The 15,029-nt window shown below is 68.4% G+C and carries 14 protein-coding genes and 3 pseudogenes; 13 read left to right on the top strand and 4 right to left on the bottom strand.

What is annotated here, in order from left to right:
• Positions 1 to 3: 3 nt before the first annotated feature.
• Positions 4 to 516 (top strand): annotated as a pseudogene (locus tag ACWIGU_RS38065) (ISAzo13-like element transposase-related protein); the annotation flags it as partial.
• A gap of 1,033 nt (positions 517 to 1,549) precedes the next feature.
• Positions 1,550 to 1,693: pseudogene (locus tag ACWIGU_RS38060) on the top strand (NmrA family transcriptional regulator); the annotation flags it as partial.
• An 85-nt stretch (positions 1,694 to 1,778) separates the two neighbouring features.
• Here ACWIGU_RS38060 and ACWIGU_RS38055 read toward each other — a convergent pair.
• Positions 1,779 to 2,183: a hypothetical protein gene (locus ACWIGU_RS38055; protein ID WP_454406288.1), complete on the bottom strand. Its 405-nt coding sequence runs from the start codon at positions 2,181 to 2,183 to the stop codon at positions 1,779 to 1,781.
• Positions 2,184 to 2,632: 449 nt separating this feature from the next.
• On the opposite strand from ACWIGU_RS38055, the gene ACWIGU_RS38050 reads away from it, so the two are divergent.
• The 4 genes and pseudogenes from ACWIGU_RS38050 to ACWIGU_RS38035 all read left to right on the top strand — a co-directional run bounded on the left by ACWIGU_RS38050 (position 2,633) and on the right by ACWIGU_RS38035 (position 6,369).
• Entirely contained in the window at positions 2,633 to 5,182 is a 2,550-nt protein-coding gene (locus ACWIGU_RS38050) for an amino acid permease (protein ID WP_454406286.1), read from the top strand.
• Between the two features lie 16 nt (positions 5,183 to 5,198).
• A complete protein-coding gene (locus ACWIGU_RS38045; RefSeq protein WP_454406284.1) occupies positions 5,199 to 5,501 on the top strand; it encodes a hypothetical protein in 303 nt (100 codons plus the stop codon).
• Positions 5,502 to 5,644: 143 nt separating this feature from the next.
• Positions 5,645 to 5,906 (top strand): annotated as a pseudogene (locus tag ACWIGU_RS38040) (IS256 family transposase); the annotation flags it as partial.
• A 67-nt stretch (positions 5,907 to 5,973) separates the two neighbouring features.
• Positions 5,974 to 6,369: a VOC family protein gene (locus tag ACWIGU_RS38035; RefSeq protein ID WP_454406282.1), complete on the top strand. Its 396-nt coding sequence runs from the start codon at positions 5,974 to 5,976 to the stop codon at positions 6,367 to 6,369.
• A gap of 127 nt (positions 6,370 to 6,496) precedes the next feature.
• On the opposite strand, the gene arsM is transcribed toward ACWIGU_RS38035, so the two are convergent.
• Positions 6,497 to 7,390, bottom strand: coding sequence for an arsenite methyltransferase (gene arsM / locus ACWIGU_RS38030; RefSeq protein ID WP_454406281.1), 894 nt, complete (start codon positions 7,388 to 7,390; stop codon positions 6,497 to 6,499).
• A gap of 105 nt (positions 7,391 to 7,495) precedes the next feature.
• Between arsM and ACWIGU_RS38025 the strand changes: the two genes are divergently transcribed.
• Genes ACWIGU_RS38025 through ACWIGU_RS38015 form a run of 3 tightly spaced genes read left to right on the top strand, consistent with a single transcriptional unit; the run spans position 7,496 to position 9,055 of the window.
• Positions 7,496 to 7,870 (top strand): ArsR/SmtB family transcription factor, encoded by a 375-nt coding sequence (locus ACWIGU_RS38025; RefSeq protein WP_454406279.1) that lies wholly within the window; start codon positions 7,496 to 7,498, stop codon positions 7,868 to 7,870.
• Positions 7,867 to 8,601 (top strand): aquaporin, encoded by a 735-nt coding sequence (locus ACWIGU_RS38020; protein WP_454406277.1) that lies wholly within the window; start codon positions 7,867 to 7,869, stop codon positions 8,599 to 8,601. Before ACWIGU_RS38025 ends, ACWIGU_RS38020 begins: the two co-directional genes overlap by 4 nt.
• Positions 8,602 to 8,632: 31 nt before the next feature.
• Complete coding sequence (locus ACWIGU_RS38015; protein ID WP_454406275.1) at positions 8,633 to 9,055, top strand: arsenate reductase ArsC; 423 nt, start codon at positions 8,633 to 8,635, stop codon at positions 9,053 to 9,055.
• 68 nt (positions 9,056 to 9,123) lie between these two features.
• Here ACWIGU_RS38015 and ACWIGU_RS38010 read toward each other — a convergent pair whose 3' ends face one another.
• Positions 9,124 to 9,939, bottom strand: a complete 816-nt coding sequence (locus tag ACWIGU_RS38010) for a Clp protease N-terminal domain-containing protein (protein ID WP_454406273.1) — start codon at positions 9,937 to 9,939, stop codon at positions 9,124 to 9,126.
• A complete protein-coding gene (locus tag ACWIGU_RS38005) occupies positions 9,936 to 10,847 on the bottom strand; it encodes a LysR family transcriptional regulator (protein ID WP_454406271.1) in 912 nt (303 codons plus the stop codon). The genes ACWIGU_RS38010 and ACWIGU_RS38005 overlap by 4 nt, the downstream gene beginning before the upstream one ends.
• Before the next feature lie 179 nt (positions 10,848 to 11,026).
• Here ACWIGU_RS38005 and ACWIGU_RS38000 point away from each other — a divergent pair, with 179 nt between their 5' ends.
• The 4 genes from ACWIGU_RS38000 to ACWIGU_RS37985 all read left to right on the top strand — a co-directional run bounded on the left by ACWIGU_RS38000 (position 11,027) and on the right by ACWIGU_RS37985 (position 14,600).
• Positions 11,027 to 11,659: an NADPH-dependent F420 reductase gene (locus tag ACWIGU_RS38000; protein WP_454406269.1), complete on the top strand. Its 633-nt coding sequence runs from the start codon at positions 11,027 to 11,029 to the stop codon at positions 11,657 to 11,659.
• Between the two features lie 100 nt (positions 11,660 to 11,759).
• On the top strand, positions 11,760 to 12,695 hold the full coding sequence (locus tag ACWIGU_RS37995; protein ID WP_454406267.1) for an SDR family oxidoreductase: 936 nt from the start codon (positions 11,760 to 11,762) through the stop codon (positions 12,693 to 12,695).
• A 78-nt stretch (positions 12,696 to 12,773) separates the two neighbouring features.
• The gene (locus tag ACWIGU_RS37990; RefSeq protein ID WP_454406536.1) at positions 12,774 to 13,433 is read left to right on the top strand and encodes an NADPH-dependent F420 reductase; all 660 of its coding nucleotides are present in this window, start codon (positions 12,774 to 12,776) and stop codon (positions 13,431 to 13,433) included.
• A 462-nt stretch (positions 13,434 to 13,895) separates the two neighbouring features.
• On the top strand, positions 13,896 to 14,600 hold the full coding sequence (locus ACWIGU_RS37985; protein ID WP_454406266.1) for a GNAT family N-acetyltransferase: 705 nt from the start codon (positions 13,896 to 13,898) through the stop codon (positions 14,598 to 14,600).
• The last annotated feature ends 429 nt before the right edge of the window (positions 14,601 to 15,029 follow it).

Below are 15,029 nucleotides of genomic sequence, written 5' to 3'. Positions count from 1 at the left end.
GGCATGGACGGGCTGAAGGGGCAACAGGCCTTGCTCGCAACGAAGTTCGAGGCGAATCTGCCGCACATCGATGAGCGGCAGCGGTGCCTGCCGGCAGAGGCAGAGGTCCATTCGCTCGGCCGCGGTGAGATCGGAGCGTCGACCGGGCCGCGGGTGTCAGCGAAGCACATCCCGGCCGGGACGCTCCATTCCGCTACCTCGAGGACCAGGCCCGCAACCCTCAGGACGGCGGGGCCAGTGATCAGTGCGGACACGAAGAAGAAGGAGCTGGTCGGCTTGTTCAAGAGCAACGGCCGTAAAGGGGAGCCGGTGCGAGTCGACACTCACGACGTCCCCGGTCGCGAGCTGGGACGGGCGGTGTTCCGCGGCATCTACGGCGTCGCCGCGAACACCGGCTGACCTGCCGCGTTCGCCGTCGAGTCCATCCGCCGCTGGTGGAACGGAGCAGGAATGGCCGCCTACCTGAACGCCGACCCGCTGCTGATCACCGTCTGCCACCTGCCTCCGGGAACTGCGACTGGAACTACACCCTCCGCCCAGTACCCCCTGGACGCCACAGCTCATCGACGAGTTGCCTCGGCCTGTCACCACCGAGCGCGGCGCACTGGAGGACAAGCACACCCGCCAGCTCTCCGCCGAGGGGCCATCCGACGCCGACGCCGACCAGCTGTGCGTCAACGTCCTCACATACGACGAGCGCTGGGGTCGGCCGGGTCGGGCGCGCTCTGCACGTGGGGCAGCCCGCCGCGAGGCGCCGCGTCGCCATCCCGGCCAGCACGGCCCGCGCCCCTCGGGATTGCCGCGTCGTCGAAGACCGCGTAGGCGGAGTGATTGAAGGGTGTGATCGCCTCGTCCGTGCCGGCCGGCATGCGGAGAGGCCGAGCTGGACGCCAGGGACGACCGCGGTGACCCGGGAGAAGTCCTCCGATGCCGTGATCGGGTGCTCGGGATCTCCCAACTGCCGTTCCCGTACAGGTCATTGACGACCTCGCGGCCCAGCTCCACCGCTCCCTGCGCCGCGATCATCGGCGGATAGACCTGGTGCGTCCGGCACCGCTGCCGCGTGCCGCGTCACCGCCCCTCGCTCAGACACTGCGCGCACTGGGCCAGGACGGCCTGGGGCGATTCGCCTGAACTCATCTCGTCAGCTCCCTCTCTCATGCCTCCAACGCCTTCGCCTGGGGGGAGCCCGTCCGCACGCAAGGGACGGTCGCCGCATGTGAGACGGGCCCGAGCCAGCGAGGTGCCAACGCACGCTGCCGCCGGCCCCGTGCCGGTAGCGGCGGAGAGCGACACCTGGCAAGCAGCTTGGGATCAGCCCGCGCTGGGAGGGACCAACTGGACGACGAGAGCCGCTGGGAGACCCGTCGTAGCCCTCCTCGCCCGGCTGGAACCCTCGATGTCCGCCGTCATGCCCCAGCCTTCCGCGATGCGACAAGTCCGTCAGTGGCTTACCGACGTCCTGGCACCAGCCGCACCGCGCGCGGCAGGAAGTCGGCCATTGCCCGCGGCGAGGTGGCTGGACCGTGGCCTCGAACTCGGCGGGCCGGAGCTCGCCGACGACACTCTGGACATCATCGCCGCCCCGAACCCCGCCGAACTGCGGATCAGCCCGGACGTGGAACGAGTCCTCGGACGTGCCCCGCGCCCCTTCAACGAGTGGGTCGCCCGTAGCATCGCCGCTTTTCGCTGAGGCACAACTCAGCTGAAGCGTCCGGGCAGTCCCGTGCGACTACGGCCGCACGGGGTAGGCACAGGCTGAGCCTCCTGGAGCCGGGCTATGTCCGGGCGGCGCGTACGAGCTGGTCGTACTCCAGGTCGGACCGGGTCATGGCCTCGATGGAAAGGTCGACGCCGTCCAGCTGATTTCTGAGGGCGACGAACACCGCGGCGTGCGCTGCCCCCTGCTCGGGGCTGATGCCTTGGGGCGACCAGGAGATCAGGACGATGGCCGCTCTGCGACTGCCGTCCCGGTCGGCGAAGTGCAGTTCATAGGCCACAAGGCGTGGATCGGAGGGCAGGGCTTTGAGGAGTTCGTCGTGGGTGAGGTTGCCCTCGAAGTCCACGATGAGAGTGTCCAGGTTGTCGTTGAGCCGATAGAGCACGGTGGTGATGTGCCGGCTGGTTTTGAGTTCGTGGAAGGCGTCGATGCAGCGGTCTTCCACTGAGATAGCACTGGTCACGACGACACCTTCCGATCACGGGGACGTTCGGACAGTTCAACGAACCCTTGGCTGGGAGGTTGTGGATTGGGGCCGTTCACAGCACCACGGTCCTAGCTAGCGCGGTGGTCGGCGTAGGGGGGTGACTGCCTGTGCTTCGTGATGGGAGTGACCGGCCAGGCCCGCGACGACATCGCTCCGGTCGTCATTCGCCTGTGACGCTGCGAGATCCGAGGTGCGACGCCGGTGCAGCTCAGAGCCATCGGGGGCTTTCTGTGCGAGTGGCACACAACGGCCGCATCGCCGTTGTGCAGGGTAGCAGCCACTCCTGCAGTCCCTGCGCTGTTGCGAAGGGAAGCGGCCCTGCGTTGGAATCAAGTGTGAGGCTCTTCGGCGGTGCCGTGTCGGCTGGTCTTCCCGCTCCGGGCACAGGGTCCGGCCGGAAGGGGCTCAAGAACGATGCCCTGGGCATGTTCTCCTCGGTCGTCATGGGCCTGGCCTCCACCGGCCCGGCGTACAGCCTCGCCGCCACGCTGGGCATCATCGTGGCCGGAGTCGGATTGCAGGCTCCGATCGTCACCATGCTGGCTTTCGTCCCGATGCTGCTGGTCGCGTACGCCTTCCGGGAGCTCAACGCGAGCAACGCCGACTGCGGGACCACCTTCACCTGGGCCACCCGCGCGTTCGGACCGCGCACCGGCTGGATGGGCGGCTGGGGTCTCATCGTCGCCAACATCATCGTCATGGCTAGCCTTGCGCAGATCGCCGCTGCCTACGGCTTCCGGTTGATGGGCCTGGACGAGCTGGCGGAAAACCGGCTGTGGACCACCGCGGCAGGCGTCGTCTGGATCGCCGTGCTGACAGTGATCTGCTACGTCGGCATCTCGTTCTCGGCGGCTGTACAGCGCTGGCTGTTGTGCCTGGAAGTGGTGATGCTGATTGTGCTCGCCGTCGCCGCGCTGGTCAGGGTGTACACCAGCCCTCCGCCGATGGCGATCCATGTGTCCGCGTCCTGGTTCAACCCCTTCGCGGTGCCCTCGGTGACGGCCATGACCTCGGGCCTCCTCGCGGGGGTCTTCATCTACTGGGGCTGGGACACCGCGTTCTCGGTCAACGAGGAAACCGTCGACAGCACGCGTATCCCGGGCCGTGCCGCGGTCTTGTCCATCGTGCTGCTCCTGGTCATTTACGGGCTGGTGTCCACGTCGGCGCAGGCGTTCGCGGGAGTCGGCACCTCGGGCATCGGACTCGGCAACGCGGACAACGCGGACGATGTGTTCTCCGGGCTGGGTGAGGCCGTGTTCGGGAGCCACGGCACGGGGCTGTTCCTGTCGAGACTGCTGATCCTGATGGTGCTGACCTCCGCGTTGGCCTCCGCCCAGACCACCATCCTGCCCCTGGCCAGGATCGTCTTCTCCATGGCGGTCCACAAGGCCGTCCCCTCTCGGTTCGCCCGGGTCCACCGCAGGTTTCTCACCCCCACCTGGGGGACCATCGGCATGGGAGTGGCCTCGATCGTCCTGTTCGTCCTGCTGACCTCGCTCAGCCAGAACGTCCTGGCCGACTCGATCGACTCGGTCGGTCTCGCGATCGCGTTCCAGTACGGACTGACCGGCTTCGCCTGCGTCTGGTACCACCGCAAGATCCTCACCCGCAGCGTCAAGGATCTGGTCTTCAAGGGCGTGCTACCGGGGCTCGGCGCGCTGTTCATGCTCTTGCTGTTCCTCTACGCCGCCTTCGTCGTCTACGCGGATCCCCGATACAGCACGACCGCCGTCGACCTGCCGCTGATCGGCAGGACGGGCGGCGCCACCGTCCTGGGCCTGGGCGCCCTGCTGATCGGTTTCCTGCTGATGCCGGTGGTCACCCGTGGCCACAGCGTGGCCCTCAAGCTCCAGCGGCGCCTGCTTCCACGCAGCCTGCCGCCGCACGCCGCCGTCGACTCGGCGAGCCGCTACCTGCCCGCCGACAGCGGGTCCGGGGTGGGCGGCGACTGGTACGACGTCATCCCTCTCTCCGGTACCCGGGTCGGCCTGGTCGTCGGGGATGTGCTCGGTCACGGCATCCACGCCGCGGCCACCGCGGGACGCCTGCGCACGGGGGTGCGCGTCCTGGCCCGGCTGGACCTGAGCCCGGACGAGCTGCTGTCCCGCCTGGCCGACCTGGTCGAGCAGACCACGCACGAGGGCGAAACCGGCCGCGGCCCGGGCCACCTGAAAGCGCACGCCGACGCGGCTCTGGGCGTGAGCTGCCTGTACGCGGTGTACGACCCCGTCTCGGGGGAGTGCAGCATGGCGCGAGCCGGGGAGCCGGTGCTGGCGTTCGTCGAACCGCACACGGGCGTTGTCGACTATCCCAAGCTGCCGCCGGGACCGCCGCTGGGAATCGGAGGCCTGCCCTACCAGAGCACGGAACTGGAGCTCGCGCCGGGCACTGTTGTCGCCCTCTTCACGGACGGCCTCCTCCAGGCGGCCGACGACCGCGAAGCCGGGCTCGCGCAGCTTTCACAGGTCCTCTCCGACGACCGAAGATCCCTGGAAGAGCTGTGCGACCGGGCGGTGGCCACCATGCTGCCCGGGGCGGTGGACGTGGACGCGACGATGCTCCTGGTCCGCACGCGCCTGCTCGCCCGGAATCGGTTCGCCCAATGGGCACTGGCCCCGGACCCGGCGGCCGTGGCCGCCATCCGCTCCGCCGTCGGGAAGCAGCTCGGCGACTGGGGGCTGGACGACGTGGCGTTCACCACGGAGCTCATCGTCAGCGAACTGGTCACCAACGCCATCCGCTACGCAGGTGGCGGCCCGATCCAGGTGCGCCTGATCCGCGATCGGACCCTGACCTGCGAGGTGTCCGACACCGGCCACACCGCGCCCAATCTGCGGCACGCCGCGAGCGACGACGAGGGAGGCCGGGGCCTGTTCATCATCGCCCAGATGACCCACCACTGGGGCACGCGCTACACGTCCACCGGTAAGACCATCTGGACCGAGCAGGACCTGCCGCAGCCGGACCGCCAGTAGCACCGAGGGGGTACAGATGGGCTTCTTGATCGGCGTCGTGCTGGTCGTCATCCTCGTTCCGTTGGGCGCGTTCATTGCCCGCTGGTTGGAGGACTTTGGAAAAGAGGCACGAGGCAGGAGATTCGTCTGGTGGGTACTGGACAGCCTGGGCCGTAGCGATCGGGTTGATCGTCAGATGCTGGTGAGGCCCGTACAGATTGGGTACGACCGTGCGGCGCCGCAGCAGCCCCAGTTCACGATCTTGAAAACCGTCGTGGCGCGAGTCACCGTGGGTTCACATCCCACACCCACCGCAGATGAACGGCCCCTGACCAGGTAACACGATCAGGGGCCGTTCACGTGAGCATTGTCCGCCAGCGACCGCTGTTCCCCGCCGTTCCCCGACCGAACGGGCACGGGAGGGGCACGCCGACCGGCCGTCTCCAGACGGCGAGCAGCCCGGCGATCAGCAGAGCCGTCACCTACGACTTCCCCGCCCAGCGCTGGGTTCACCTGCTCACGTCGAATCCGATCGAATCGACCTTCAGCTCCGTGAAGCTCCGGACCAAGGCCACACGCGGCGCGGGCAGCCCGGCCGCCGCGCTGGCGATGGTGTTCAAGCTCGTCGAGTCCGCCCAGGCACGCTGGCGAGCGCACTGCTCCCCACCTCACCGCCCTCGTCCGCGGGGGCGCCCGCTTCGAGAACGGCGTCCTGGTCGAGCGCGCGGAAGCCACCGCCGCCTGATCGCGCCTGACGCGCGACAAGCACGGGATCATCCGTCACATCATCATCATTGAGAGAGGCTCCCGGCATGAAATCTCGAACCGAAGGTATGTGGTGGGGAACGGCAATCGAGGCGCCGGACCCCAGCGGCTTGGCAAAGTTCTACGCTGAACTCCTCGGCTGGCGCATCGGACACGAGGAGCCGGGAACGGCCATCGTCACTGCTTCACCGCATGGACCGTTCTTCGTCTTCCAGCAGGCGGACGACTATCGAGCTCCGGTATGGCCCCCGGTCGATGGGGAACAGCGCCCGATGATGCACTTCGACTTCCAGGTCGGCGACCTGGACTCGGCGGTCGCCGAGGCGGTCGCCGAGGCGGTCGCCCTGGGCGCCAGGATGGCTGAGCACCAACCGCAGGAAAGCGTCCGAGTACTCTTCGACCCCGCTGGCCACCCCTTCTGCCTCTGCTTCGACGAGGGATGACCGGCTCGATGACACGTCACGCGATCCACAACTCTTGACAATTGCTCCCTGACCCCTGTGGCCAGGGTTGCGAACCTGCACGACGGCGCTCCGCTGATCGCAGGCGAGGGGCTGTGCGGGCCCCGCGTCAGTTCTGGCAGCCGCAGCCGGACCCTGTCTTGGCCTCCCCGTCGGTGAGTGCAGGGTCGGCGGAGGTTTCCGTTGGCGCGGAGCAGGCGCTGACCCCGCAGCACGCCTCGCCTGACGCCGTCGGGGCGGCGGCGTCCTTGGCTTCGACGGGCTTGACCGCGCGGACGATGGCAGAGTGCATGCCGTCGGCGACCTGGTGGGTCGGGGCGATCTCGATGTCAGTGAAGCCGGCCGCCTCCAGGCCGTGTCGGTACTCCGCGAAGGACAGCGCGCCGGCGATACAGCCCACGTAGTCGCCGCGTTGGGCGCGCTGTCCAGGGGCGAGGGCGTCATCGGCGACGACATCGGAGACGCCGATTCGGCCGCCTGGCTTGAGCACGCGGAAGGTCTCGGCGAACACGGCTGGTTTGTCCGTGGACAGGTTGATGACGCAGTTGGAGATGACGACGTCGATCGTGTTCGCGGGCAGTGGGACGGCCTCGATGGTGCCCTTGAGGAACTCCACGTTCGTCGCGCCCGCCTTCGCCGCGTTGGTCAGCGCCAGGGCGAGCATCTCCTCTGTCATGTCCAGCCCGTATGCCTTCCCTGCTGGTCCGACGCGGCGGGCGGACAGCAGTACGTCGATCCCTCCGCCGGAGCCGAGGTCCAGAACGCGCTCGCCTTCGCGCAGCTCGGAGACGGCGGTGGGGTTGCCGCAGCCAAGTGAGGCAGCGACGGCCTCCGCCGGCAGTGCGTCGCGCTCGTCCGCGGCGTACAGCGTCGAGCCGAAGTTCTCATCGACCTCGACGGGCTGCGGTCCGCAGCAGGCGGTGCCGCCCTCGGTGACCTTGACGGCCGCCGCCGCGTACCGCTGGCGGACGGTTTCGCGCAGGTCGGTGGACTGTTCGCTCATGACTCACTCCCAGGTGACGGTCCATGGCATGACCCTCGAACGGCCTGTATTGATGTTTATTGATGCAAGCTTGCGCCTTGATTCGAAAAACGTCAACATAGGGGCATGTCGAAACAAGAGCTTGAGGTGATCGGTCAGGACGCCGCCTGCTGCCCGGGCCTGTCCGCCGCGCCGCTGGACGAGGACCAGGCTGCCGAGCTGGCGAAGGTGTTCAAGGCCTTGGGCGACCCGGTCCGGCTGCGCCTGATGTCGATGATCGCCTCACGCGGGGAGAGTGGCGAGGTCTGCGTGTGCGAGCTGACCCCGGCCTTCGAACTGTCCCAGCCGACGATCTCCCACCACCTCAAGCTGCTGCGGCAGGCCGGTCTGATCGACTGCGAGCGTCGCGGGACCTGGGTCTACTACTGGGTGCTGCCCGGGGCCCTGGACCGGCTCGCCGCGTTCCTGACCACCCCGCAGCCTGCCGGGGCCGGCGTATGAACGCGCCGCTCGGCCGCCGCGTTGTGGCCGAGGCGATCGGGACCGGGCTGCTAGTGGCGGTGGTGGTCGGATCGGGCATCCAGGCCACCGAACTGTCGCCCGATGTCGGCGTGCAGCTGCTCGCCAACTCCCTCGCCACAGTCTTCGGCCTCGGCGTCCTGATCCTTATGTTCGGGCCAGTCTCCGGCGCGCACTTCAACCCGGCCGTCACCCTCGCCGCCTGGTTCACCGGCCGCCGCACTCCGGGCGGCCTCACCGTGCGCGATGTCGCCGCGTATGTACCCGCCCAGATCGGCGGCGCCATCGGTGGGGCGATCCTGGCCGACGCGATGTTCGCCAAGCCGCTCGTGACGTTCTCCACCCACGACAGGTCAGCCGACCACTTGTGGCTGGGCGAGATGGTCGCCACGGCCGGGCTGATCCTGCTGATCTTCGGCCTCAACCGGATCGGCCGCGCCTGGCTCGCTCCGGCCGCAGTGGCCTCTTACATCGGCGCCGCCTACTGGTTCACCTCCTCCACGTCCTTCGCGAACCCCGCGGTGACCATCGGCCGGGCCTTCACCGACACCTTCGCCGGGATCGCGCCCGCCTCCGTCACCCCATTCATCGCCGCCCAACTGCTCGGCGCGGCGCTCGGGCTCGGCATCGTGGCCGCGGTCTACGGCCCGAACTGCACCCCGGCCCGCCGCGAGGCCGTCGCGCGCAGCGAACCCGAACCCGCCCCCTCCTGACCACACCCCTCCTTCGAGAAAGACACCCGCCATGAGCACTTCCGCCCCCCGCCCGTCGGTGCTGTTCGTCTGCGTGCACAACGCCGGCCGTTCCCAGATGGGGGCCGCCTTCCTCACCCATCTCGCCGGTGACGGGGTCGAGGTCCGCTCGGCGGGCTCCGCGCCTGCCGATGCCGTCAACCCGGCGGTCGTGGAGGCGATGAAGGAGGTCGGCATCGACATCTCCGTCCAGACGCCGAAGGTCCTCACCACGGATGTCGTGCAGTCCTCGGACGTGGTGATCACCATGGGCTGCGGGGACGCCTGCCCGGTCTTCCCCGGCAAGCGGTACCTGGACTGGCAGTTGGAGGACCCGGCGGGCCAGGGCGTCGAGGCGGTCCGGCCGATCCGCGACGCCGTCGAACAGCGAGTGCGCGGCCTGCTCGCCGAGCTGGGGATACCGGCCTCCGCATGACAGCTGCGCCGGGCACGGTCAGCTGCCGAGGGGCGGGACCTGCCGCACGGTGAGGTCGTTGCGCAGCCTCAGGAAGCTGGCCGTATTCGGTTCAGCGTGCGGGACCGGCGTCCTGGGGTTGGGCGAGGATTTCGCCGCAGAGGATGACAGTCACTGCAGATCCAGATGTCTGGGCCGGCGACCAGGCGGTGTTCGTCGCTGCGTGGGTGGCCGCAGAAGGAGCAGCGGGCGGTGCTGTCGTCAAGGCGGTGCTTGCGGCGGGTGCGGTGGCCGAAGCTGGTGCGGGGGACGTTGATGTAGCAGTGGAGTTGGCGCTTGATGCCGGCCGTGTTGATGCCGGCCGTGTTGATGCCGATGTCGTTGAGGACGCGACGGGCGCGGGAGCCGGGTTTCAAGGCGATGACGGCGAGCAACTGCGGCGTATTGACAACGACTGGCGCACAGGTCGGAATGCGCTCGGTGGCCAGTTGCTCGGCCGCGGCGAGAGCGGCCTGCCCCTCCGCGGAGAGCACGGCGTGCTGCGACGGTGTCGTGCTGGCCGGGTAGGCGCTCGCGTCGCGGTTCTCCTCGCGGGTGACGCCGAGCTGTTCCAGGGTTGCCGCGGCCACGCCGTCGGTAAGCAGGCCGAGCAGCAGGTGTTCGGTGCCCGCCTCGGCCAGTCCGTCGGCCTCGGCCGCAGCCAGTGCGGCGGAGAGGCCGCTTTTCAGGTCCCGGCCGCGAATCAGTCCGGCGGTCGCGGGCGCTTGGGGCGGATGATGACGTTCTCCGCGCTGACGGAGGCGACCAGCATGCCTTCCGTTGGCCGGGCGAACATCGTCCGGCTGTTCTGGCAACGCGAGCTCGGTGTTGGCGCACGATGAACGGGGGCCAGTCGAACTGCTCAAGCGTGCCTTGAGACGGCATCGCCTCCAAGCTGCCACATCTCGTAGTTCCCACATTCTGCCGTGATCTCGGCCGTGGACTGAGCCGCAGTGACGAAGTCATCTACTACCGGCGAGGTGTGCGATGCCGCCACCGCGAGGCACACCTGGTCGGGCGCAAGATCCGGGATGGGCACATAGACGATGTCCGGGTGCGAGTAGAACACGGACGCCGAACGGGCCAGGAAGGAGATGCCCCGTCCGGCCGCGACATGCTCGAGGGTCTCGTCCACCCCGCGCACCGGGTACCCGGCATTGGGGAGCGGGCGCTTGGTGGGCTGCGTGCTCGGGTCACCGTGCCAGACCAGCGCTTCGCCGGCCAGGTCGGCCTCGGTGACCTCCTCCTTGCCGGCAAGCCGGTGTCCGGCGGGCAGTACCGCTACCCGCGGCTCGGTGTACAGCGGGGTGACGCGCAGGCCGGCCTCGTCGATGGGCAGCCGCACATAGCCGACATCGATGCGGCCGTCGAGCAGCATCGCAGCCTGGTCGTCCCCTTCGATCCGCTGCACGTCCACGACCACGTCCGGGTGCCGGTCCTCGAACGCACGGGCCGCCGGGGTAACGGCAATGCCGGCCCGGAAACCGACCATCAGCCGCCGCTTGCCGCCGGCGGCCGCGGACACCCGGCGGCGGACCGCGTGGGTTGAGGCGAGCAGCGGACCGGCATCGGCCAGCAGTTGCCGGCCCGCATCTGTCAGCTCTACGCCGTGGCGATCCCTGGTGAACAGCGAGGCGCCGAGATCCTGCTCGAGCGCGCGGATCTGCCGGCTGAGCACCGGCTGTGCGATGTGAAGCTCATCGGCGGCCCGGCCGAAATGCAGCCGTTCGGCCACGGTGACGAAGTAACGCAGTTTGCGCAGATCCAGATCCATAGAACCCCCAGCCCGTGATACCTCCAGGGTATCACCACGGCTTCAATAGGTCTTGGACGCCACTCAGACCAAATGGCAGCATGAAAAACAGGCGCTTAAGGGCGTCGAAGTGAATTCGGTAAAAGAATTCGACACTGGAATTTGACAGCAGGGCCAAAGCCCGGAAAGCAGGAACACCGATGAGCAGCATCAGCATTATCGGACTGGGAAACATGGCCCGTGCTTTGGCCGGCCGGGCGCTCGCCGGCGGTAACGCCGTCGAGATCATCGGCCGCGACCAGGTCAAGGCCAAGGAATTGGCCGCCACGCTCGGCGGCGCCACGGTCGGGACGGCCGGGGCCGCCCCGACCGGGGACATCGTGATCCTCGCCGCGCCGTACGCCGGCGCGGCGGCGGTGGTGAGGGAGTACGGGGACGCACTGCGCAGCAAGATCATCGTCGACATCACCAACCCCGTAGCCCCCGACCTGCGGGGCTTCGTCGTCCCCGACGACAGTTCCGGCGCACAGGAGATCGCCAAGGCGGCTCCCGACGGCGCGCATGTCGTCAAGGCGTTCAACACCGTGTTCTCCCACGTTCTGGCGGCTGGCCCGGCCGAGGACCGCCCTCTGGACGTGTTCATCGCCGGAGACGACGCGCAGGCGAAGGCACGCGTGTCGGCGTTCGTCGAGAGCCTGGGGCTGCGCCCCTGGGACACCGGGGAACTGTTCATGGCGCGGGCACTGGAGAACGTCGGCCTGCTGGAGCTGGGCCTCATGAACCACTCCGTCAAGCACGCCAATTTCTCCCTCGGCATCACCCTGCTCGGCTGAGCGCACCCCTACCACTACCTCTCGTACCTCTCGTGCCGCATTACGCCAGTTCACTTACGGCACGGGAAGACCCTGCACCTACCCTCACAAGGACAGTTAGATGCGCGTATTCGTCGCTGGGGGGACCGGCCATTCCGGTTCGTACATCATCCCCGAGCTCATCGCCGCCGGGCACGAGGTCACCGGCCTGGCCCGGTCGGACGCTTCCGCGGCGACCCTGTCCGCGCTCGGCGCGAAGGTGCGTCGCGGCGACCTTCAGGATCTCGACGGGCTCAAGGAGGCAGCCTCGGGCTCCGATGGCGTCATCCACGTCGCCCACAGGCAGGATCTGCTGCCCTCCGGCGGGATGGACGCCGTGGCCGCTGCGGAGCTCCCGATCATGCTCGCGTACGGCGAGGCACTCGCGGGAACCGGAAAGCCGCTGGTCACAGCGGGAAGCATCGGCTCGCCCGGGAACCTGGACCGGCCGGCCACCGAGGAGGACCCGGCCCTCCCCGCCGTCGAGGAGCACAAGGGCACCCTGCGGGTCCGCAACGTCGTGGAAAGGGCCGTTGTCGACCTCGCCGAGCAGGGGGTGCGGTCTTCGGTCGTGCGGATCGCCAACATCGCGCACAGCACGACCGATCGTGCCGGCTTCCTCCCCACGCTGATCGCGCTCGCGAAGGAAAAGGGGTTCGTCGGCTACCACGGCGACGGCGCGAACCTGTGGAACGCCGTGCACGTCCGAGATGCCGCCACCTTGTTCCGTCTGGCGCTGGAGAAGGGGCCGGCCGGCAAATACTGGCACGCGGTCGAGGACGGGGGCATCACGTTCCGCGACATCGCCGAGGCCATCGCCAGCCGCCTGGGCCTGCCTGCAGTGAGCGTTCCCAACGATGCCCTGATGACGCCGGGGTACTTCGGGTTCCTCACGAATATCGTCACGCAGAGCTACCCGGCGTCCAACCTCATCACCCGCCGGGCCCTCAGCTGGGAACCCGCCCGGCCCGGCCTGCTCGCCGATCTGGACAACGGCCACTACTTCCCCGCCGGCTGACGGCGGGAACCCGGATCGCAATGGGCACGGCAACCGGCAAGTTCGGCTCTTCTGAAGGACGTTGAGATTATGACGACTGTGGGATTCATCGGAAGCGGAAGCATCGGCAGGACCCTCGCGCGCCTCGCTGTCGGGGCCGGGCACCAGGTGGTGCTCAGCAACTCGCGCGGTCCCGAAACGCTCGTGGACACGGCCGGGGAACTGGGGCCGCGGGCGTCCGCGGCGACGAGCGAAGAGGCCGCAGCGGCCGGTGACATTGTCGTGGTCACGGTGCCGGTCAGCGCCTTCCCCCACGTGCCGGCCGCGCCACTGGCCGGGAAGACGGTCATCGACACTTGCAACTACGGCCCCGAGCGTGACGGGCACATCCCCGAGCTCGACAGCAAGTCCCTCACCTCAAGCGAGCTGCTTCTGCGGTACGTCCCGGACGCCCTGCTCGTAAAGGCGTTCAACAACATTTTCTTCAAGCACCTGCTGTCACTCGCCCGCCCGGTAGGGGCGGCGAGCCGCTCCTACCTGCCGATCGCCGGGGACTCCGCACCGGCGAAGGCGGCGGTGACCGAATTCATCGACTCCATCGGCTACAGCGTGGTGGACGCGGGAACGCTGGCCGACAGCTGGCGGCAGGCGACGGGCACGCCGGTGTGGGGAACACCGTACGGGCCGTACTCGAACGAGAAGGGCCAGCCGGTCGGCGAGGACGCCATCCGCACGGCACTGGCCACCGCAACGCGGTAACCGTCAATTGTCGCGGACCGTAATGTGGTCCGGCCGTGCCATGCCCCCGCCCGGGGGATACCGGGCGGGGGCATATTTCGCACGCAAAGGCGTCGAATCCAGCGAAGGGTTTGCCCCTGCGTCTCGTCGCGCGGAGTCAGGTTCGACGTCGCTGGGTCAGGTCGCGGACTGCTCCCTGGGCGGCCAACTGCCCGCGCAGATTCATGTTGGCCTCTTTGAGCTGGTGGTTCTCGATCTCCAGGACCTGGACGGTCGCGCCAAGAGCTGCGCCTGGCTCCGCAGATCGTCGCGTTCGGCGCGGACCCGGGTCAGGTCCTGCTGCTTGTCCGCGCGGGCTCGCGCCGACTCGGGCACGGTCTCGGTGAGGGGGCGCGGACCCTGACCAGAGCGTAGGCCAGTGTGCTGGAGACGATGGTCAGCTAGCCGTCGGAGTGCAGTGGGGCGCCGATCAGCAGGCGCACCATGGCGTCTGTGATGGCTCTGATCTCTGCGGCGTCCGCGTCGATCCGCGCGACCTCGGCCCGTAGGGCGGCGACCTGGCTGTCAGTGCGGCTGAAGTTCGCGCACGCCGGATGGCAGCGGGAGTGGTACGGGGTATGGCTGCCGCCGTCGCGCGCTCGGTCGCGGTCGGGGGTTGCACAGGGCGGTGAACGCGTCGAGGTTGCAGGTGAGGAACGCTTTCGGGTCTTCCCGGACCTGGAGGCGGGGATTGGCAACCAGCGCGCGCAGCTCGCGTTTGCCCAGGTTGGTCCCGGCATATCGGTCGGAGAACTCGGGCTCCGCTGCCGGGTGCTCTCCTTCCTCAACACCCCCTACTTCGACGACGTTCGCCAGACAAGGCCAGAGATATCTGCACCAGGCTTCGAGTTGGTCGCCACCGACGACTCGGGGACCGTGCTCGGCGCCATGGACGTGACGGTCGACAGCGACCTAGCCACCATCGACACGGTTGCCGTCCATCCCGACCATCAGCACCAAGGGCATGGCCGGGCTCTCCTCGCAGAAGCTCAAACTCGCGCACGCGCCCTGAGCCTGAACACGCTCGACGCCTGGACCTCCCTGACAGCCTGCGCTGGTATCGAGGCATGGGATTCACCGAGAGCAACCACTACCTGCACGTCTACGCCAACTACTACACCGAGCCCGGGGAACCGGACCGAGCCATAGGAAGCCGGCGACGGGGACTGAAACCGATGGCGGCCTTCTGCACGCCAGCCTCCATGAAGAACAGCAGTTGAGGGACGAGTTCTCGCGCATCCATGTCTGCCGCCGGTTCGCCCTGCCCCTTTGATGAGGACCGTCCTCCGATGATCAAGACCGCCACCGGCGAATCTGCGTCGAGCACGGCAACACCGAGCACAAGCAGTGGCGGCCCCTGCAACGCTGGATCGGACTCCGCGAGTACTACGACGAGACTCGCTCGGCCATCGCCGGTCTGGTCTCCGACCGCGCACCTGAGAGGTGATCACCACCCGACGACTCGCCAGGCCAGCACGCCCCGCCCTCAATCGCGCACCACGTTGCAACCCTCTCAAGATCCGCCAACAAGAATTCTCCACGCGCCCCCGACCTGCATCGCTCAAGTCATGGTTCGCC

This window comes from Streptomyces sp. NPDC055400 (genome assembly GCF_053644375.1).
The sequence above is the reverse complement of the archived record's forward strand: the minus strand, read 5'-3'. Positions and strand labels throughout refer to the sequence as shown.

Bases quoted from the DNA above. Each gene is read 5' to 3' on its own strand.
- ACWIGU_RS38050 (WP_454406286.1), top strand. From the start codon at position 2,633: ATGTTCTCCTCGGTCGTCATGGGCCTGGCCTCCACCGGCCCGGCGTAC.
- ACWIGU_RS38020 (WP_454406277.1), top strand. From the start codon at position 7,867: ATGAACGCGCCGCTCGGCCGCCGCGTTGTGGCCGAGGCGATCGGGACC.
- arsM (WP_454406281.1), bottom strand. From the start codon at position 7,390: ATGAGCGAACAGTCCACCGACCTGCGCGAAACCGTCCGCCAGCGGTAC.
- ACWIGU_RS38045 (WP_454406284.1), top strand. From the start codon at position 5,199: ATGGGCTTCTTGATCGGCGTCGTGCTGGTCGTCATCCTCGTTCCGTTG.
- ACWIGU_RS38005 (WP_454406271.1), bottom strand. From the start codon at position 10,847: ATGGATCTGGATCTGCGCAAACTGCGTTACTTCGTCACCGTGGCCGAA.
- ACWIGU_RS38000 (WP_454406269.1), top strand. From the start codon at position 11,027: ATGAGCAGCATCAGCATTATCGGACTGGGAAACATGGCCCGTGCTTTG.
- ACWIGU_RS38025 (WP_454406279.1), top strand. From the start codon at position 7,496: ATGTCGAAACAAGAGCTTGAGGTGATCGGTCAGGACGCCGCCTGCTGC.
- ACWIGU_RS38035 (WP_454406282.1), top strand. From the start codon at position 5,974: ATGAAATCTCGAACCGAAGGTATGTGGTGGGGAACGGCAATCGAGGCG.
- ACWIGU_RS38015 (WP_454406275.1), top strand. From the start codon at position 8,633: ATGAGCACTTCCGCCCCCCGCCCGTCGGTGCTGTTCGTCTGCGTGCAC.
- ACWIGU_RS37995 (WP_454406267.1), top strand. From the start codon at position 11,760: ATGCGCGTATTCGTCGCTGGGGGGACCGGCCATTCCGGTTCGTACATC.
- ACWIGU_RS37985 (WP_454406266.1), top strand. From the start codon at position 13,896: ATGGCGTCTGTGATGGCTCTGATCTCTGCGGCGTCCGCGTCGATCCGC.